Annotated in this window: 18 protein-coding genes; 11 read left to right on the forward strand and 7 right to left on the reverse strand. The window is 68.1% G+C overall.

The genetic code is table 11. The features are described from left to right. Nucleotides 1-13: 13 nt before the first annotated feature. On the forward strand, nucleotides 14-892 hold the full coding sequence (locus BLS34_RS05505; protein ID WP_175474112.1) for a sulfurtransferase: 879 nt from the start codon (nucleotides 14-16) through the stop codon (nucleotides 890-892). Between the two features lie 82 nt (nucleotides 893-974). On the opposite strand, the gene BLS34_RS05510 is transcribed toward BLS34_RS05505, so the two are convergent. Beyond that, nucleotides 975-1,412 (reverse strand): GNAT family N-acetyltransferase, encoded by a 438-nt coding sequence (locus BLS34_RS05510; RefSeq protein ID WP_175474113.1) that lies wholly within the window; start codon nucleotides 1,410-1,412, stop codon nucleotides 975-977. 106 nt (nucleotides 1,413-1,518) lie between these two features. Here BLS34_RS05510 and rpmH point away from each other — a divergent pair, with 106 nt between their 5' ends. The 6 genes from rpmH (at nucleotide 1,519) to argB (ending at nucleotide 5,854) form a co-directional block, all read left to right on the forward strand. Next, a complete protein-coding gene (gene rpmH / locus BLS34_RS05515; RefSeq protein WP_028795650.1) occupies nucleotides 1,519-1,653 on the forward strand; it encodes a 50S ribosomal protein L34 in 135 nt (44 codons plus the stop codon). A gap of 118 nt (nucleotides 1,654-1,771) precedes the next feature. After that, on the forward strand, nucleotides 1,772-2,053 hold the full coding sequence (gene rnpA, locus BLS34_RS05520; RefSeq protein ID WP_425441423.1) for a ribonuclease P protein component: 282 nt from the start codon (nucleotides 1,772-1,774) through the stop codon (nucleotides 2,051-2,053). Beyond that, entirely contained in the window at nucleotides 2,053-2,385 is a 333-nt protein-coding gene (gene yidD / locus BLS34_RS05525) for a membrane protein insertion efficiency factor YidD (protein WP_093148778.1), read from the forward strand. The genes rnpA and yidD overlap by 1 nt, the downstream gene beginning before the upstream one ends. Then, nucleotides 2,382-4,142: a membrane protein insertase YidC gene (yidC, locus tag BLS34_RS05530; protein WP_093148779.1), complete on the forward strand. Its 1,761-nt coding sequence runs from the start codon at nucleotides 2,382-2,384 to the stop codon at nucleotides 4,140-4,142. The genes yidD and yidC overlap by 4 nt, the downstream gene beginning before the upstream one ends. After that, a complete protein-coding gene (yihA, locus tag BLS34_RS05535) occupies nucleotides 4,139-4,804 on the forward strand; it encodes a ribosome biogenesis GTP-binding protein YihA/YsxC (protein WP_093148782.1) in 666 nt (221 codons plus the stop codon). Before yidC ends, yihA begins: the two co-directional genes overlap by 4 nt. Nucleotides 4,805-4,942: 138 nt before the next feature. Beyond that, nucleotides 4,943-5,854 carry an acetylglutamate kinase gene (argB, locus tag BLS34_RS05540; protein ID WP_028795646.1) on the forward strand — a complete coding sequence of 304 codons (912 nt, stop codon included), beginning with the start codon at nucleotides 4,943-4,945 and terminating at the stop codon, nucleotides 5,852-5,854. A 34-nt stretch (nucleotides 5,855-5,888) separates the two neighbouring features. Here argB and BLS34_RS05545 read toward each other — a convergent pair whose 3' ends face one another. Both BLS34_RS05545 and BLS34_RS05550 read right to left on the reverse strand, forming a co-directional pair. After that, complete coding sequence (locus tag BLS34_RS05545; protein WP_038015186.1) at nucleotides 5,889-7,124, reverse strand: DUF2336 domain-containing protein; 1,236 nt, start codon at nucleotides 7,122-7,124, stop codon at nucleotides 5,889-5,891. A 6-nt stretch (nucleotides 7,125-7,130) separates the two neighbouring features. Beyond that, entirely contained in the window at nucleotides 7,131-8,834 is a 1,704-nt protein-coding gene (locus BLS34_RS05550) for a sensor domain-containing diguanylate cyclase (protein WP_093148783.1), read from the reverse strand. Between the two features lie 224 nt (nucleotides 8,835-9,058). On the opposite strand from BLS34_RS05550, the gene BLS34_RS05555 reads away from it, so the two are divergent. The 4 genes from BLS34_RS05555 (at nucleotide 9,059) to BLS34_RS05570 (ending at nucleotide 12,475) form a co-directional block, all read left to right on the forward strand. Beyond that, nucleotides 9,059-9,730: a pyrimidine 5'-nucleotidase gene (locus BLS34_RS05555; protein WP_093148786.1), complete on the forward strand. Its 672-nt coding sequence runs from the start codon at nucleotides 9,059-9,061 to the stop codon at nucleotides 9,728-9,730. Between the two features lie 87 nt (nucleotides 9,731-9,817). Then, entirely contained in the window at nucleotides 9,818-10,675 is an 858-nt protein-coding gene (gene dapD, locus BLS34_RS05560) for a 2,3,4,5-tetrahydropyridine-2,6-dicarboxylate N-succinyltransferase (protein ID WP_093148788.1), read from the forward strand. 17 nt (nucleotides 10,676-10,692) lie between these two features. Further along, nucleotides 10,693-11,895 (forward strand): succinyl-diaminopimelate desuccinylase, encoded by a 1,203-nt coding sequence (gene dapE / locus BLS34_RS05565; RefSeq protein ID WP_093148791.1) that lies wholly within the window; start codon nucleotides 10,693-10,695, stop codon nucleotides 11,893-11,895. 4 nt (nucleotides 11,896-11,899) lie between these two features. Further along, a complete protein-coding gene (locus BLS34_RS05570) occupies nucleotides 11,900-12,475 on the forward strand; it encodes a hypothetical protein (protein WP_093148793.1) in 576 nt (191 codons plus the stop codon). A gap of 76 nt (nucleotides 12,476-12,551) precedes the next feature. Here BLS34_RS05570 and BLS34_RS05575 read toward each other — a convergent pair whose 3' ends face one another. The 4 genes from BLS34_RS05575 to leuC form a co-directional block, all read right to left on the reverse strand. Next, nucleotides 12,552-13,007, reverse strand: coding sequence for a YtoQ family protein (locus BLS34_RS05575; protein WP_245701924.1), 456 nt, complete (start codon nucleotides 13,005-13,007; stop codon nucleotides 12,552-12,554). Nucleotides 13,008-13,664: 657 nt separating this feature from the next. Continuing rightward, a complete protein-coding gene (locus BLS34_RS05585) occupies nucleotides 13,665-14,402 on the reverse strand; it encodes a TerC family protein (protein WP_175474114.1) in 738 nt (245 codons plus the stop codon). A 5-nt stretch (nucleotides 14,403-14,407) separates the two neighbouring features. Next, nucleotides 14,408-15,028 carry a 3-isopropylmalate dehydratase small subunit gene (leuD, locus tag BLS34_RS05590; protein ID WP_093148799.1) on the reverse strand — a complete coding sequence of 207 codons (621 nt, stop codon included), beginning with the start codon at nucleotides 15,026-15,028 and terminating at the stop codon, nucleotides 14,408-14,410. 3 nt (nucleotides 15,029-15,031) lie between these two features. Beyond that, nucleotides 15,032-16,435 (reverse strand): 3-isopropylmalate dehydratase large subunit, encoded by a 1,404-nt coding sequence (leuC, locus tag BLS34_RS05595; protein ID WP_093148801.1) that lies wholly within the window; start codon nucleotides 16,433-16,435, stop codon nucleotides 15,032-15,034. Between the last annotated feature and the right edge of the window lie 30 nt (nucleotides 16,436-16,465).

Raw genomic sequence — 16,465 nt, forward strand, 5'->3', positions numbered from 1 at the left:
GAGCACGCGGACAATGGCCGGATCAAGCACTTACGCCCTGCGCGACACATTGGTGAGCACCGACTGGCTGGCCGGCGCCCTGGATCGGGGCGAGGTGCGGGTGTTCGACTGCACCTGCTTTCTGGTGCCGGATCCCAAGACCACCCTGCGCGCCGAAAGCGGTCGCCCCGCCTATGAGGAGGCGCATATTCCGGGTGCCGGGTTCCTCGACATCATGGGCGACTTCTCCGATTCCGCGGGCCGGTTCCGATTCACCATGCCGGCGCCGGAGCGCCTGGCCGAGGTGTTCGGCGCCCATGGCATCGGCGACGACACGGCGGTGGTGCTCTACGCCGCCGACAATCCGAGCTGGGCGACGCGGTTCTGGTGGATGCTGCGGGTCGCCGGCTTCGACAATGCGGCGGTGTTGGACGGCGGTCTGAAGAAATGGCGCGCCGAGGGCCGTCCGGTCGAGCGTGGGGCGGTGTCCCTGCCGCCGGCGACCCTGACCCCGCATCCCCGTCCGGAGCTGGTGGTGGGCCGCGACGGCGTGCTGGCGGCGGTCGGCGATCCGGGGGTGTGCATCGTCAACGCCCTGTCCGAGGCGCAGCACAAGGGCGAGGGGGCGCATTACGGCCGGCCAGGCCGGATCGCCGGCTCGACCAACGTGCCGTCGGCGACGCTGCTCGATCCGGAGACCAACGCGTTCAGGCCGGCGGCGGAGATCGAGGCGGCCCTGCGCGCGGCGGGCGCCATGGAGGCGGCCCGGGTGGTGCCCTATTGCGGCGGCGGCATCGCCGCCTCGGTCACCACCTACTGGCTGACCCGGCTGGGCAAGGAGAACGTGGCGCTTTACGACGCCTCCCTGTCGGAATGGGTGTCCGACGAGGCGCTGCCGATGGAGGTCGGGTGAGGTCTGCCAATGCCATTTCCCCCTCTCGTTTTCCCGAACTCGTTTCGGGATGACGGGCAAAGGGATAAAAGGACGGGACCGCTCACCCCCCGTCCAGCCGCTTCTTCATGTGATACAGCACGGTCCCGATCGGCCGGTCCTCCAGCACGCCGTAGACCGCGTAGCCGATCCGCTCGTAGAACGGCCGCGCGTCCACGGTCCGCAGATAGGCGACCACCGCCCCGTGCCCGCGCGCGAATTGCTCCAGCCGTCCCATCAGGCCGCGCGCGATCCCCTGGCGGCGGTGCGCCTCGTCGACCCAGAGCAGGTCGACCTCCAGCCCGTTCCAGTACACGTTGCCCCGGACGCCGCCGATCACCGCACCGCCCGCGTCCCGGGCGAAGACCGCGGCGGGCATGTCCGCCGTTTCGTCCGGCAGGCCGGGCAGGCGCGACACTTCGTAGCGCCGCATCCCGGCCTTCAGGACGGCGAGGTCGGCGGCCTCCGGTGCGGTGGTCAGGGCGAGGCTGAAATCGGCCATGGCGGCGTGAAGCGAGGGTGGGGTCGTTGACAGGTCGGATGGCAGCCTATATACACCCGCGCTCGCTATATCGAGCATCATTCAGTCGACGTGACGGAGGCTTCCCGTGAAGCGCACTTATCAACCGAGCGTTCTGGTCCGCAAGCGCCGCCACGGCTTTCGCTCCCGCATGGCCACGGTCGGCGGTCGCAACGTGATCCGCGCCCGCCGGGCCAAGGGCCGCAAGCGCCTGTCCGCGTAGATCCTCGCGATCTGCGCTACCCAGGCCGGAGAGTGACGGCATGCGCGCGTCGGGCTCCGCCAAGTTAGAGATACTGCCGGCCAGGAAGGATTTCCTGGCCGTTGCGCGTGGGCGAAAGGTGGCCGCACCCGGTCTGGTCCTGCAGATGCGGGTCCGCGAGGATGCCGATGCGCCCGCCCGCGTCGGCTATACCGCCAGCCGCAAGGTCGGCAATGCCGTGGCGCGCAACCGGTCGCGACGGCGCCTGCGGGCCGTGGTCAACGACGTCCTCGCCGCCCGTGCGATGCCGGGTTGCGACTATGTCCTGATCGCCCGCGCGGCCACCGCCGGGCGTCCCTACGACGACCTTGTGGCGGATCTCGCCGGCGCGCTCGACCGCATCGAAAAGAAGGGTCGGTGATGGCACCTGGGCCGCTCAGCAGGCTCGCTCGGACCGCCGCCCTGGCGCCTGTCTATTTATACCGCTACGTCCTGTCGCCCTTTTTCGCCGGTTCGTGCCGCTACGCCCCGAGCTGCTCGGCATACGCGGTGGAGGCGGTTCAGACACACGGGGTCTTGCGCGGCGGCCTTCTAGCCCTTAGACGCTTCGCAAGATGCCATCCCTGGGGAGGCGCCGGCTATGATCCGGTGCCGCCGCTCGCCGCGAGCGACCCCCGGACCATGACCGCCTATCCGGCGGACAAGACCCGCGCCCGCACCGCCCGCGCCAGTACCGACGGAAGCGTTCTATGAGCGACCAGAAGAACATGATCCTAGCGATCGCCCTCTCCGTGGTGATCCTGATCGGTTTTCAGTTCCTAGCCGCGGAGTTCGGGTGGACCCCGACCGCCCCGTCGCAGCAGGCGATAGAGCAGGGCGCCGATCCGACCCCGGGTGTCGGCTCCGACGCGCCGGTTCCGCCGACGGACTCCAGCAGCTCGCCGACACCGTCCGCTGCCCCGGCGATCACCCCAGGCGGTCAGACCGATCGCGCGGCGGCCCTGGCGGCGACACCGCGCATCGAGATCAACACCCCGACCATCGACGGCTCGATCTCCCTGGTGGGCGCGCGCATCGACGACGTGGTGCTGGACGATTACCAGGTGACCCTGGACCCGAACAGCGAGCACATCCACCTGCTCGAGCCGACCAACTACGTGCGGCCCTACTACGCTGAATTCGGCTGGGTGGCCGCTCCGGGGTCCAACGTGGCGCTGCCCGGGCCGAAGACCCAGTGGGAGACCGACGCGACGGAGCTGGCGCCCGGCTCGCCGGTGACGCTGACCTGGACCAGTCCCCAGGGCCTGACCTTCAAGCGGACCATCGGCGTCGACGACGGCTTCCTGTTCACCATCACGGACACGGTGACCAACGGCAGCGACGCGGCCCAGGAGCTGTTCCCCTACGGTCTGATCAGCCGCGGCGGCCTGCCGGAGACCACCGGCTTCTACATCCTGCATGAAGGCCCGCTCGGCGTGTTCGACGACACTCTGAAGGAGGTCGACTACGGCGATCTTCAGGAGGACGGCGACCAGGAGGCGAGATCAGCGGGCGGCTGGATCGGCATCACCGACAAATACTGGCTGGCGGCCCTGGTGCCGGACCAGCAGGCCGAGTGGAGCTACAAGTTCCGCCACTCCATGCGCAATCAGAACGACCGCTTCCAGGTAGACTATCTCGGCGGCGCGACCTCGGTGGCCGCGGGCGGCGAGGTCACCAACACCTCGCATTTCTTCGCTGGCGCCAAGCGCCTCGACCTGCTCGACAAGTACGAGGAGCAGATCGGCGTGCCGAGCTTCGACCTCGCCATCGACTTCGGCTGGTTCTACTTCCTGACCAAGCCGTTCTTCATCGTGCTGACCTGGCTGCACGGCATCCTGGGCAATTTCGGCCTGGCGATCCTGGCGCTGACCGTGGTCATCAAGCTGATCTTCTTCCCGCTGGCCAACAAGTCCTACAAGTCCATGGCCAAGATGAAGGAGCTGACGCCGAAGCTGCAGGAGATGCGCGAGAAGTACGGCGACGACCGCCAGCGTCTCAACGAGGAGATGATGGCGATGTACAAGCGGGAGAAGGTCAATCCCGCCGCCGGCTGTCTGCCGATCGTGGTGCAGATCCCGGTGTTCTTCTCGCTCTACAAGGTGCTGTTCGTCAGCATCGAGATGCGTCACTCGCCGTTCTACGGCTGGATCCGCGACCTGTCGGCGCCGGATCCGACCACGCTCTTCAACCTGTTCGGCCTGATCCCCTGGTCGCCGCCGGCGATGCTGATGATCGGCGCCTGGCCGGTGCTCATGGGCCTGACCATGTACCTGCAGCAGCGCCTCAACCCGCAGCCGGCCGACCCGGTGCAGGCCAAGGTCTTCATGTTCCTGCCGCTGCTGTTCACCTTCCTGCTGTCCAGCTTCGCCGCCGGCCTGGTGATCTACTGGACCTGGAACAACCTGCTGTCGATCCTGCAGCAGTGGGTGATCATGAAGCGCATGGGCGTAAAGAACGCGCTGTCGTGACGGGCGGGCCGGTCCACGACACCCCCGACGCGCCGTCCCAGGCGGAGCTGGAGGCGGCGCGGGTGCTGTTCGCCCAGGAGTGCGGCTTCGTGGCCGCCGCGGCGACGATCCCGCAGCTGCCGCCGGAGACCCTGCCGGAAGTCGCCTTCGTCGGCCGTTCCAATGTCGGTAAGTCGAGCCTGGTCAACGCGCTCACCGGCCGCAAGACCCTGGCCCGGACCTCGAACACTCCGGGGCGGACCCAGGAGGTCATCTTCTTCGACCTGGGCGGCCGGCTGATGCTGGTCGACCTGCCGGGCTACGGCTACGCCAAGGTGTCCAAGGCCAAGCAGGCGATCTGGACCGATACGCTGTTCGCCTATCTGCGCGGCCGGCCGACCCTGCAGCGGGTCAGCATGCTGATCGACGGTCGCCATGGCCTGAAGGAGCTGGACACCGAGGCCATGGACATGCTGGACCGCGCGGCGCTGTCGTATCAGGTGGTGCTGACCAAGGGCGACAAGGTGAAGCCCGACGAGATGGCGGCGATGATCGAGAAGACGTCCGCCGCTCTGAAGCGTCACCCGGCGGCCCATCCGGTCGTGCTGGCGACCAGCAGCGAGACCGGTGCCGGCATTCCCGAACTGCGCGCCGAGTTGTCCCGCTTCGCCAATCCGGCCTGACCGGACCACCCCGCATTTCCCCGATTGCCGGACCGAGCGGCCCGGCCCGATTGTGCCGGAGCTGACGGGGGTGCTTTGCGGGACGGGCGCGGCGCTCTATAACCGCAGGCCGGTTTTCTATTGGAGGGAAGGAGCGCCATGACCAGCAAGCCGATCGACCTCAAGCGGCGGGCCGAATGGCTGTCGAAGGCGGGCATCCTGACGGAGGCGCTCCCCTTCATGCGCCGATATTCCGGCAAGACGGTCGTCATCAAGTACGGCGGTCACGCCATGGGCGACAACGATCTCGCGCTGAAATTCGCCGCCGACATGGTCCTGCTGCAGCAGGTCGGCATGAACCCGGTCGTGGTGCATGGCGGCGGCCCGCAGATCGGTAAGATGCTGGAACGGCTGGCGATCAAGAGCGAGTTCATCGACGGTCTTCGGGTCACCGATCAGGCGACGGTCGAGATCGTCGAGATGGTGCTGTCCGGTGCGATCAACAAAGGCATCGTCGCCGCCATCAATCAGGCCGGCGGCCGCGCCATCGGCCTGTCCGGCAAGGACGGCGGCCTGATCCGGGCGGAGAAGCTGCGCCGCACCAAGGTCGATCCCGACAGCAACATCGAGAAGGTGCTCGACCTGGGCTTCGTGGGCGAGCCGACCAAGGTGGACGGCTCGCTGCTGAAGTCGCTGGTGTCCCAGAACCTGATCCCGGTGGTCGCGCCGATCGGTCTCGGCGCCGAGGGCGAGACCTTCAACATCAACGCCGATACGGCCGCCGGCGCCGTCGCCGCCGCGGTCGACGCCAGCCGCTTCATGCTGCTGACGGACGTGGAGGGGGTGCTGGACAAGGACCGCCGCCTGATCCCGGAGCTTACCGTGCCCCAGGCCCGTGCGCTGATCGCCGACGGCACGATTTCCGGCGGCATGATCCCGAAGATCGAGACCTGCATCGAAGCCGTCGAAGGCGGCGCCGAAGGGGCGGTGATCATCGACGGCCGGGTCCAGCACGGCGTGCTGCTGGAACTCTTCACCAGTCACGGCATGGGCACCTGGATCCGCGGCTGACCCGGACCCGCCCCACGATCTTCTCTAGCGGCGGTCAGGCGCTCTGGCCGCCGTCGAACATGCCGAGCTGCCAGAGCATGTCCTCTTCGCTGAGCGGATAGCTGCCGCGCTGACCGCGCAGCATGTCCCGGTCGGCGATATAGGCGAGGCGCTGCTGGAGCTGCTCGGCGAAGCCCATGCTGAGCCCGGCCTTCCAGGACAGGGCGGTCACCGCCTTGGCGCTGCCCGAATTCAGGATCGAGTGGACGATCGGCTCCTTGTAGCCGGTGCGCACCGCCAGGGACGAGATCACCTTGGCGCGGCGGCCCGAGGCCACGGCCTGGGCCAGGTCGTCCTCCGACAATCCGCCGCCCTGGCTCTGGCCGCCGCCTTCCTCCAGCCGCTGGGCCATCACCGTCTGCAGGTGCTTGGACGTCTCCGGGTCGAGGTCCGAGCGCTTGGAGAGCTGCTCGACCAGGGCGTTGGCGACGAATTCCGAGAGCTTTCCGATCTGCCGGCCCGCCAGCTTCGGGCGTGAGACCAGCGGCGCGTGCCAGCTCGGCTTCGGCGGCGCACTCTCGATCAGCCGGTCCAGAGTTTCCTCGCGGATCTGGGCGGACTCGTTGCCGAGCAGCACGGCGATCGCCGCGTCGTCGCCGCTGGTGGCGATCGCGTCGGTGACCTTGGAGGAGACGCCCTGGCGTCGGGAGATCGCGCTGACGGACCCGGTGTGCGACGGCTCGTTGATGACGTCCACCAGGAAGTCGTCGCTCAGCAGGCTGGAATGCTCCAGCACCGGCCCCGCCACCTCGATGGCGGCGTCGCGGGCCAGCACCTCGATCACGCCGGTGATCACCTCGGGCGGTGCGCTATCCACGTCCTTGATCGATTCCGCCAGCCGGGCGCGCACCTTGACCGCCGCGTCCAGGGCCAGCGCCTCCAGCATGTTGATGGTCAGCAGCCGCTGCGGGCCACGACGCTCGTCGATCACGTCGGGGGCGAGAACGCCGATCTTCTCGGCGACCGCGCAGCGCACGGCCTCGTCGTCGTCCTGGGCCAGGAAATCATCGGCCTGGCGCGGCGTGTTGATGTTGGCGGCGACCACCCGGCGCACGGCAGGGTCGGCATCCTCGGCCAGGAAGAACAGCAGTTCCGGCGGCACGTCGCTGCGCGCGGCCAGCGTGCAGCGTTCGGGCACGGTGCCGGTGCGCGCGATCTCCATCGACTGGGCGAGGGTCTGCTTGTCGGCGGTCTGGTCGTCGGACCGGCGGCGCGGTGTCGGCTTGGTCACGGTTCCTCACCCATGCGGTTCGTTGGCGGCTTTGGCGTCGGCGTCCGGAGCGATCCGGTACCAGCCTTTTCCACCATGCTTGATTTCGTACATCACTGCGTCGGCCCGTTCGATCAGGTGCTGGCGGCTCTCGCCGGATCCGGGGAGATAGATCGCCATGCCGATGGACAGGCCGACGGGATGGTCCGGTGTTCCCGAATACTGCAGCAGTTCCTTGCCGGTCTCCAAGATCCACTCTGCACGGGCGGGCGCGTCCGGTGCGCCGACCCCCTCCATCCACAGGGCGAACTCGTCGCCGCCGAGACGGGCGATCAGGTCGCCGGGCCTGGCCTGGCGGTTCAGGATGTCGGACAGATGGATCAGCGCCTGATCCCCGACCTGATGCCCCTTGGTGTCGTTGACCTTCTTGAAGTTGTCCAGGTCGACATAGGTGAGCGTCCCGGGGGTCGGGTCGCCGGCGGCCAGCCGCCGGGTGATTGCGTCGTCGAAGGCCCGGCGGTTCAGCAGGCCGGTCATGGCATCGGTGGTCGACAGCCGCTCCAGATGCTGGTGGGCGGCGGCCTGATGCAGGGCGATGCCGAGCTGGTCCGACAGGTCGGCGATCAGCCGGGCGTCGTCGTCGCTCCAGTCCGCGGTGTCTCCGACCCGCCACAGCATCACGGCCCCGTTGATCTCGTGGTGGTGCGACAGTTGGTGGGCGAGGGCCGCCCCGATGTCATAGGCCTCGACCACCGGTTCCCGGCTCGCCGTGATGCGCTCGCGCATCTCCTCCACGATGGCGCCGGGCACGGGAATGCCCACCGCGGCGGCCAGCCGCATGCCGGCGCCGGGCAGGATCCGGTAGACCGAGCAGCCGTCCGCATTGCCGCCGCGGAACACCGCCTCGGCGGCGATGGACAGCATCCGGTCGGGATCGGTCTCGTCGCGGATCGCCCGCATGATATGGGCGGTCAGCCGCTGGCGCGCGCCGACCCGGGCCAGCTCCATGTCGCGCTGGCGGTCGTCGGTCACGTCGCGGCACACCCCGCGCGCGCCGGCCCAGCTTCCATCCGGCGCGTAGAGGGGCGCGGCGGCCGTTTCCAGCCGCGCTTCGCTGCCATCGGCCCGCCGGAAGGTGATCTCCATCTCCTGGCGCGCCTCGCGGGTCTGGAACGGGCTGTCGACGGTGACGCCGGGCGGGGCGATCAGGAAGCCGTTGGCCCGCCGGCCGATCAGGTCGGCCGCCGCCCATCCGATGCCGCCATGGGGCGAGACGAAGACGAAGCGGCCCTGGGCGTCGGTCTCCCAGACGAGGTCGGCGGAGATTTCCACCAGATCGCGGTAGCGCTGGCGCGAGTCGACCAGGGCGGAGCGCAGGTTGCGGTCGACCGAGACGTCGCGGCCGATCAGCAGGACCGCGCCGTCCTCGCCCACGGGCATGGCCGAGAAGCTGGTGGCGCTCGTCGACGCGCCGTCGGTGTCGCGCGATTCGATCACCGCGGAGATGCCGCGTCCGGCACGTCGGGCCTCGGCGATCAGCGAGCCGATATCGGGAAGGTCGCCCAGCCGGCGGGCGAGATCCGCTCCGGCCATGTTGCGGGCCTGCACGCCGTTGTCGCTGCCGACCAGGATCGCGGGACCGTCGGCCAAGGCGAACGGGCCGGTCGACACCATTCTCGCGACCAGTGCCTCTTCCGGTGCTTCAACGGCCGTCTCGCCCGATCCGCTCATGCGTCCACCTTACCCGGTCACCGCTCGATCCGCATTCCACTGCATTATCGTCATGGCAGCGGACCCGCTCCAGGTCTAGTGCATTTGTCGCAAATGGTGCCGGGGCGGGCCGTGGCGAGACGGTGACTGGGGCGAGACGGTGACGGGGGCGGGCATCGTGGGTATTGTCGCGAACAGCCTGGGACCAGCGCGCCCAGATCCCCACCCGGTGCCCAGGACGCTGCATGCTCGCCAAGACCATCGACTGCTGGATCTTCGATCTCGACAACACGCTGTACCCGGCGCGTTCCAACCTGTTCGTCCAGGTCTCCGCCCGGATGACCGAGTTCATCAAGGAGCGCTTCGATCTGGAGCACGAGCCGGCCCGCGAGCTGCAGCGCGACCTGTTCCGGCGCCACGGCACCACCCTGCGTGGGCTGATGACCGAGCATGGGGTCGACCCGGCCCCGTTCCTCGACTTCGTGCATGACATCGATGTCAGCATCATCGACCCGGCGCCGGAGCTGGACGACCTGCTGACCCGGCTGCCCGGGCGCAAGGTGATCTACACCAACGGCTCGGTCGGCCATTTCGAGCGGGTGGCCAAGCGCCTGGGCGTCGACCACCATTTCGACCATGTCTATGACATCGTCGCCTCCGACTATTCGCCGAAGCCGGACCCGGTGCCCTACGACAAGCTGATCAGGCTGCTGGACATCGATCCGACGCGCACCGCGATGGTCGAGGACATGGCCAAGAACCTGAAGCCGGCGGCCGATCTCGGCATGACGACGGTCTGGCTGAAGAGCGATTTCGACTGGGCGACCGACGGCGCCGACCAGCCCCATGTGCATCATGTGGCCGAGGATGTGATCAGCTTCCTGCGCACCGTCGTCGACTCCGACGCACAGTCGTGACGCGCATCGCGTTGACAGCCTTCCGGCCCCCCGCCATTGTGCCGCGGACCTGCGGAATTCCGACCTTTCGACAAGAGCCGAGACCCCATGACCTCTGATCTTCAAACCGTCATCGACGCCGCCTGGGAAACCCGAGACAGCATCACCTTCTCCACCAAGGGCGAGGTCCGCGACGCCGTCGAGGCGGCGCTGGAAGGGCTGGACAACGGCTCGATCCGTACCGCTCAGCCCGAGGGCAATCATCAGTGGACGGTCAACCAGTGGGCCAAGAAGGCGGTGCTGCTGTCGTTCCGGCTGAACGACATGGTGGTTGTCCCCGGCGGCCCCGAGGATCCGGAGCGCGGCCCGTCGGTGTGGTGGGACAAGGTCCCGTCCAAGTTCGCCGGCTGGGGCGAGAACCGGTTCCGCGAGGCCGGCTTCCGCGCCGTGCCGAACTGCGTCGTGCGCCGCTCCGCCTACATCGCGCCGGGCGTGGTGCTGATGCCGAGCTTCGTGAACCTGGGCGCCTATGTCGACAAGGGCACCATGGTCGACACCTGGGCCACGGTCGGCTCCTGCGCCCAGATCGGCAAGAACGTGCACCTGTCCGGCGGCGTCGGCATCGGCGGCGTGCTCGAGCCGCTGCAGGCCGATCCGGTGATCATCGAGGACAACTGCTTCATCGGCGCGCGCAGCGAGGTCGTCGAGGGCGTGATCGTCGAGGAGGGCGCGGTACTCTCCATGGGCGTGTTCATCTCCAAGTCGACCCGCATCATCAACCGCGAGACCGGCGAGGTCCATATCGGCCGGGTGCCGGCATTCTCGGTCGTGGTACCGGGCTCGATGCCGGGCAAGCCGCTGCCGGACGGCACGCCGGGTCCGTCCCTGTCCTGTGCGGTGATCGTCAAGACGGTCGACGCCCAGACCCGGTCGAAGACTTCCATCAACGAACTGCTGCGCGACTGATCGCGAGGAGCACCGACATGTCGGCGTCCCCCCGGGCCGGCTCAGCTTCCGCCACCTCAACCTCGGCGGACACCGCGGCGCGCCTCGATCCGGTCGAGGTCGCGGCGGGTCTGATCCGCTGCCCCAGCGTCACCCCGGAGGAGGGCGGCGCCCTCGACCTGCTGCAGTCGCTGCTGGAACCGATGGGCTTCGCCTGCCACCGCCTGCGGTTCGAGGCGGAGGGGACCCCGGCGATCGACAATCTCTATGCCCGACGCGGCACCGAGGCGCCGCATCTCTGCTTCGCCGGCCACACGGACGTGGTCCCGGTCGGTGACGCCGCGGCCTGGAGCAAGGGGCCGTTCGACGGCACCGTCGCCGACGACCGGCTCTGGGGCCGCGGGGCTGCCGACATGAAGGGCGGCATCGCCGCCTTCGTCGCCGCGGTCGACCGCTATCTGGCGTCGGGCGAGGGCAGGGGCTCCATCAGCCTGCTGATCACCGGCGACGAGGAAGGTCCCGCCGTCAACGGCACCACCAAGGTGCTGGACTGGATGGAGGCCAACGGCGAGATCCCCGACATGTGCATCGTGGGCGAGCCGACCAATCCGACCGCCATGGGCGACATGATGAAGATCGGCCGGCGCGGCTCCTTCACCGGCCGCCTCACGGTGCACGGGACCCAGGGCCATGTGGCCTATCCGCATCTGGCGGAGAACCCGGTCCACGGCCTGATCCGCCTGCTGGAACCCTTCGCCCACGGCACGCTGGACGAGGGCACGGCGCATTTCCCGCCGACCACGATGTCGGTGACCACCATCGACGTGGGCAACCCCGCCAACAACGTGATCCCGGCGGAGGCGCGGGCCACCTTCAACGTGCGCTTCAACGACGCCCATTCCTCGGCCTCGCTGGAGAAGATGTTCCGCGACAGCTTCGACCAGAAGGGTGTGCGCTACGACATGGAGACCGAGTGCTCGGGCGAGAGTTTCGTCACCGAGCCCGGGGCGCTGTCCGACATGATCTCCGAGGCGAGCTTCGCCGTCACCGGCCGGCAGCCGGAGCTCAGCACCACCGGCGGCACCTCCGACGCGCGCTTCATCAAGCGGCTCTGCCCGGTGGTGGAGTTCGGGCTGGTGGGCCAGACCATGCACAAGGTGGACGAGCATGTCGCCGTCGCCGATATCCGGACGCTGACCGACATCTACGCGGCCGTCCTGGACCGCGCGTTGGGCGGCTAGGGCCATGGCGTTGCCGCCGATCCCCACCCAGCCGGAGGTCGTCGCCTCGGTCTACGGGACGTGGCGGCTGCTGCTCGGCGACCGGGGCGGCCTGAGCTATTTCGGGACCGGACCTTCCGGGTTCTGGCGGTCCTGCTGGGTGCTCGCCGCCGTGCTGCCGCTGAACCTGCTGATCTACATGATCCAGTCGAGCGCGAGCGACGCGCCGTTCTCCCTCGGTCTGCTGGCGCTGGTCGGCTTCACCGTCGTCATCGCCTGGTATGGCTATGCGCTGGCGGTGCATTACGTGCTGCCGTCCATCGACCGGGCGGAGCGGTACTACGACTACATGATCCCGGAATTCTGGTCGTCCCTGCCGACCGTGGTGATCCAATTCGCCGCCATCGCCCTGGCGACGAGCGACGTCCTGCCCGGCTCCCTGGGCAAGGTGCTGACCATCGCCTCGTTCGGCGGCGCCCTCTGGCTGCGGGCGCAGATCATCCGCCTGTCGCTGGATGTCAGCTACGGCGTGTCGGTCGGGCTGGTGGTCGGCAGCCTGGTGTTCAACGCGGTGCTCGCGGCGATCCTGATCCCAGGCTGATTCCCAGGACCAGTTTCACTCCCCGGACTTGTTCCGGGGAGTGTGGGAGGCGAGAGGGGGAAGAGGTACGAGCCTCTCACCCCGGCAGTTTGCCGGTCAGCACGTAGCACAGGATGTCGACCACCTGTTCCGGCGTCTCGGCCACCGCCAGGGCGGCGCCATCGACCTCCTTGAGGGCGTGGGTGTGCTCCGGGGCGTGCAGCACCACCAGGGGCGTGCCCAGGGCCGCCGCATAGCCGGCGTCGAAGGCGGCGTTCCACTGCTTGTACTTCTCGCCGAAGCGCACGACGACCACGTCGGCCTGCTCGATCAGGGTGCGCGTGCGGATGGCGTTGAGCTTGGCGCCCTTGTGATCCTTCCAGAAGCCGGTCTCCTCCGCGCCCAGGATCGCCACGCCGCAGTCGTCGCTGGCGTCGTGGTCGGTGACGGGGGCGGAGAAGTCGACATCCAGGCCGGCGGCGCGCGCGCCCTTCTCGATGACGTCGCGCCAGTCGGTGTGGATCTCGCCGGACAGATAGACGGACAGGCTCACGATTGCCTCCTTGAGGTGTATTGGACGCCTCAGGCCATAGCACATCCGCTGGCCCGGGTCAGGCACCGCCCCGCGGCCGAACCGACGAGGTTTTCGAACGGCCGGCAAAAAATCCACGGCGCCCTCCGGCGGATCCGACCGACAGATGCGGGTCGGTGGGCCGCCGGGAGATCCTCGAACCGAGCCGCGCGGACGCCCGGAGAGGCTGCGCTAACTGTCTGAAAATGATCGTAAAACGAGTGAAGGCCTGGAGACTTATCTCCAGGCCTTCCTTTACTCGCATTCCGAACCGGGCATCAGGTGGGGAGAGGGGGACGTGCCCCGATCCGAAAGCACTTCTAACTTAGGCGTTCTTTCTGTAATGTGCAATAGAAAATTTTGTTTCAGATTGAAAGGCTGAAGCGGTGAAACGGAGAGTGTTTACACGCCGCCGCCACGCCGAGATCGTGGCCCGCAGGCGGCTGCGGATGGCGACATGGCTGGGGGCGCCACTGGCACTGGGGGCCTTGGGGTGGGAAATCCTGGAAGGCGGCGGAATGCCTGCCATCGGGACCGTTGCGGCGGTCGCGGTGGTGGTGGCGTATACGGTCGCGCTGCTGCGGATCCACGACCTGACGGGGGAGTGGACGTTCTTCTAGAACGTCCACCTCGCCGACTTTAGGTTTTTAAAGTCTGGCCCTTGCGGCGGTTTCGACGCGCCAATTGGTTGAGCGCCTCCACGGCGATGGCGAAGCCGATCGCCGCGTAGAGATAGCCGCGCGGGATGTGGAACTGCAGCCCGTCGGCGACCAGGGCCACGCCGATCAGCATCAGAAACGACAGGGCCAGCATCTTCGAGGTCGGGTGCTTGTGGATGAAGTCGGCGATCGCGCCGGCCGCCGCCATCATCACGCCGATGGACACCACCACGGCGGCCACCATTACCTCGATATGCTCGACCATGCCGATGGCGGTCAGGATCGAGTCGACGCTGAACACCATGTCCAGCGCCATGATCTGGATGACCACGCTGGTGAAGCCGGCCGAGATCCCCTTTTTGGGACCCTGATCCTCTTCGTCGCCCTCGACGGTCTTGTGGATCTCCAGGGTGGCCTTCGCCAGCAGGAAGGCGCCGCCGGCGATCAGGATCAGATCCCGCCAGGACAGATCCACCCCCTGAACCGAGAACGCCACCGCCGTCAGCCCGATCACCCAGGTGATCGCGAAAAGCAGGGCGATGCGCATGACCAGCGCGCCGGCCAGCCCGATCGTTCTGCCGAGCGGCCGCTGCTTCTCCGGCAGCCGGTTGGCGATGATCGAGACGAAGACGACATTGTCGATGCCGAGCACGATCTCCATCAGGGTGAGGGTCAGGAAGCTGGCCCAGACGGTCGGGTCGGCAAGAAGGTCCATCATCACGCTCAACCTGTTGGAGTAAGCCAGGGGAAGTCCTGGCCGTAGGAACGCTCGAAGGTCGAGAGGGTTTCAGAATGGGCGAGGGTCAGGTCGATATCGTCCTTGCCCTCCATCAGGCATTCCTTGACGAACGGGTCGATCTCGAAGCCGAACGTCTCCGGGTCGTTGGCCAGGCGTACCGTCTGGGTGGCGAGGTCGACGGTCAGCGGCGCGGAGGGATCGGCTTCGGCCATCTCCCAGATCCTCTCGATCGCCTCGATCGGCAGTTCGACCGGCAGCACGCCGTTCTTGGCGCAGTTCGAGCGGAAGATGTCGCCGAAGCTGGCGGCGATGACGCATCGGAAGCCGGCATCGGCGAGGGCGTAGACCGCACCCTCCCGGCTCGAACCGCCGCCGAAATTGCGGTCGGCAACCAGGATCTCCGCGCTCTGGTACTGCGGCTGGTTCAGCGGGAAATCCTCCCGCATCGAGCCGTCCTCGTTCCGGCGCAGGTCGTGGAACAGGTAATTGTCGTAGCCGTCCGAGCGCGGCTTGCGCAGGAAGCGGCCGGGCTGCAGCTGGTCGGTGTCCACATTGGCCAGCCGCAGGGGCACGACGGTGGCGGCGAGGGTTCCGAAGGGGTCCATGGCTCAGCCCTCCGCCAGCTTGCGCACGTCGGTGATGGTGCCGGTGACGGCCGCCGCGGCCGCCATGGCCGGGCTCATCAGATGGGTGCGGGACCCCGGCCCCTGGCGGCCGCGGAAATTGCGGTTGGTGGTCGACGCGCAGCGCTCGCCCGGCGGCACCATGTCGCCGTTGGTGGCGGCACACATGGAGCAGCCTGACTCAAGCCACTCGGCCCCGGCACCGGTGAAGATCCGGTCCAACCCTTCCTGCTCGGCCTGGCGCTTCACCATGGTGGAGCCGGGGACGATCATGGTCGGCACTTTCGTGCTGCGGTCCTTCAGGATCGCGGCGGCGGCCCGCAGGTCCTCGATCCGCGCGTTGGTGCAGGAGCCGATGAACACCCGGTCCACCCGCAGCCCGTCCAGCGGCGCGCCGGGGGTCAGGCCCATATAGTCGACCGCCTTCTCGAAGGTCGTCCGGCGTCCTTCATTGGCCTCGCCGGACGGATCCGGTACGGCGGCGGTGACCGGCAGCGCGTGTTCGGGCGACGTCCCCCAGGTCACGGTCGGCGCGATCTCGTCGGCATGCAGCCGGACCTCGCGGTCGAAGACGGCGCCCTCGTCGGTCTTCAGGCCGCGCCAGAAAGCGACGGCCGCCTCCCAGTCGTCACCTTTCGGCATGTAGCGCCGGCCCTTAAGCCAGGAGATCGTCGTGTCGTCGGGTGCGATCATGCCGGCCCGGCCGCCGGCTTCGATCGACATGTTGCAGACGGTCATCCGCGCTTCCATGGACAGGCCGCGGATCGCCTCGCCGGCATATTCGATGACGTGACCGGCCGCCCCGTCGGCGCCGATCCTGGCGATCACCGACAGGATCAGGTCCTTCGCCGTCACATGCGGGCCGAGCTGCCCGTCGACGGTGATGCGCATGGTGCGCGGCCGCTTCTGCCAGAGCGTCTGGGTGGCGAGCACATGGCTCACCTCCGACGCGCCGATCCCGAAGGCCAGCGCCCCGAAGGCGCCGTGGGTGGAGGTGTGGCTGTCGCCGCAGACCAGCATGATGCCGGGCTGGGTGAGACCGAGCTCGGGGCCGACCACATGGACGATGCCCTGTTCCGGATCGCCGAGGCCGAACTGGCGGATGCCGTTGGTGCGGCTGTGCTCGTCCAGCAGCCGGATCATGGTGGCGATCTCCGGCTCGTCCGGGCCGACCTCGCGGTTGCGCGTCGGCACGTAGTGGTCGGCGATGGAGAAGGTGAGGTCGGGTCGGCGCACCTTGCGGCCGCTCATTGCCAGCTTCTCGAAGGCGTGGAACGAGCCTTCGTGGCACAGGTGGCGGTCAATCCACAGCAGCGTCTGCCCGTCGTCGCGGGCGGTGACGGTATGGGCGCGCCAGATCTTTTCGAAGAGGGTGAGCTGTTCGGTCATGGCCTGGAGATTAGCCGGAAGCGGGGGGAG

Origin of the sequence: Thalassobaculum litoreum DSM 18839 (assembly GCF_900102465.1) — a bacterium.
GTDB lineage: Bacteria > Pseudomonadota > Alphaproteobacteria > Thalassobaculales > Thalassobaculaceae > Thalassobaculum > Thalassobaculum litoreum.

Coding starts and splice junctions, on each gene's coding strand:
- BLS34_RS05550 (WP_093148783.1), bottom strand. CDS start 8,834: ATGAGCGGATCGGGCGAGACGGCCGTTGAAGCACCGGAAGAGGCACTG.
- BLS34_RS05510 (WP_175474113.1), bottom strand. CDS start 1,412: ATGGCCGATTTCAGCCTCGCCCTGACCACCGCACCGGAGGCCGCCGAC.
- leuD (WP_093148799.1), bottom strand. CDS start 15,028: ATGGACCCCTTCGGAACCCTCGCCGCCACCGTCGTGCCCCTGCGGCTG.
- BLS34_RS05570 (WP_093148793.1), top strand. CDS start 11,900: ATGGCGTTGCCGCCGATCCCCACCCAGCCGGAGGTCGTCGCCTCGGTC.
- BLS34_RS05555 (WP_093148786.1), top strand. CDS start 9,059: ATGCTCGCCAAGACCATCGACTGCTGGATCTTCGATCTCGACAACACG.
- BLS34_RS05505 (WP_175474112.1), top strand. CDS start 14: ATGGCCGGATCAAGCACTTACGCCCTGCGCGACACATTGGTGAGCACC.
- argB (WP_028795646.1), top strand. CDS start 4,943: ATGACCAGCAAGCCGATCGACCTCAAGCGGCGGGCCGAATGGCTGTCG.
- BLS34_RS05585 (WP_175474114.1), bottom strand. CDS start 14,402: ATGATGGACCTTCTTGCCGACCCGACCGTCTGGGCCAGCTTCCTGACC.
- yidD (WP_093148778.1), top strand. CDS start 2,053: ATGGCACCTGGGCCGCTCAGCAGGCTCGCTCGGACCGCCGCCCTGGCG.
- dapD (WP_093148788.1), top strand. CDS start 9,818: ATGACCTCTGATCTTCAAACCGTCATCGACGCCGCCTGGGAAACCCGA.
- dapE (WP_093148791.1), top strand. CDS start 10,693: ATGTCGGCGTCCCCCCGGGCCGGCTCAGCTTCCGCCACCTCAACCTCG.
- leuC (WP_093148801.1), bottom strand. CDS start 16,435: ATGACCGAACAGCTCACCCTCTTCGAAAAGATCTGGCGCGCCCATACC.
- yidC (WP_093148779.1), top strand. CDS start 2,382: ATGAGCGACCAGAAGAACATGATCCTAGCGATCGCCCTCTCCGTGGTG.